General features: G+C 72.4%; 1 protein-coding gene. It reads left to right on the top strand.

Going from position 1 to position 1,056, the window contains the following annotated elements:
* Positions 1–1,056, top strand: a 1,056-nt coding sequence (locus ACFRKB_RS38915; RefSeq protein ID WP_383111304.1) for an ABC transporter ATP-binding protein, incomplete at both ends; no start/stop codon positions are given.

The raw sequence follows: 1,056 nt of genomic DNA, 5'->3' as shown, positions 1-1,056 counted from the left end.
CGTGAGGCCCGGGCGTGGATGCGCGCCTCGGTGGCCGGTGCCCGGATGAGTGAGCGCTACGAGCAGCTGGTCGAGGTCCTGGAAACGGTGTGCGTGCTCACTGTCATCGGGATCGGCGCGTGGGAGATCTCCCGGGGGCGCATGACCATCGGGCAGTTGCTGTCCTTCGCGGCCTTCCTCGGTTATCTCTATCCGCCGGTGCGCAGCCTGGGGCAGCTCGGTCTCACTCTCACCGCGGCCACCGCGGGTGCCGAACGGCTGCTGGAGATCCTTGACGCCCGGCCCGCTGTCACCGACCCGCCCCCGCACCGGACCGTCGAACCCTGGCGGGTGCGCGGCACGGTGGAGTTCGAGGGGGTCGGCTTCGGCTACCCCGGCGCGGAGGGCGGCACGCTCGGCGGGGTCACGTTCACCGCGCGGCCGGGGGAGTTCGTCCTGATCACGGGTGCCAGCGGGGCCGGCAAGTCGACCGTGTCCAAGCTGCTGGCGCGCTTCTACGACCCCGATGCCGGGACGGTACGGCTCGACGGCGTACCGCTGGACGCCGTTGCCGTGACCTTCCTGCGCGAGCAGGTCACGCTGCTGCCGCAGGAGACGCTGATCCTCCACGACACGATCCGCGGGAACATCGCCTGCGGCCGCCCGGGGGCCACCGACGAGGACGTGGTGCGCGCCGCCCGGGACGCCGCCGCACACCCCTTCATCTCCGCACTGCCCGACGGCTACGACACCCCGATCGACCCGGGCACGGCCCGGCTGTCCGGCGGGCAGCTCCAGCGCGTCGCCATCGCCCGCGCGATGCTGCGCGACGCGCCCGTCCTCGTCCTGGACGAGCCCACCACCGGCCTGGACGCCCTCGCCGCCCGCCAGGTCATCGGGCCGCTGCGCCGGCTGATGGCGGGGCGTACGACGCTCATGATCACGCATGATCTGAACCTGGCCCCGGACGCCGACCGCATCCTCGTCCTCGACCACGGCACGATCGTCGAATCCGGGACCCATCACGACCTGCTGTCACGCGCCGGCACCTACGCCCACCTGCACGACGCGCAGAAC

The organism is Streptomyces scopuliridis (genome assembly GCF_042790125.1).
Lineage (GTDB): Bacteria > Actinomycetota > Actinomycetes > Streptomycetales > Streptomycetaceae > Streptomyces > Streptomyces scopuliridis_A.
Note: the sequence above shows the minus strand (reverse complement) of the source record. Positions and strands in the feature narration are given on the sequence as shown.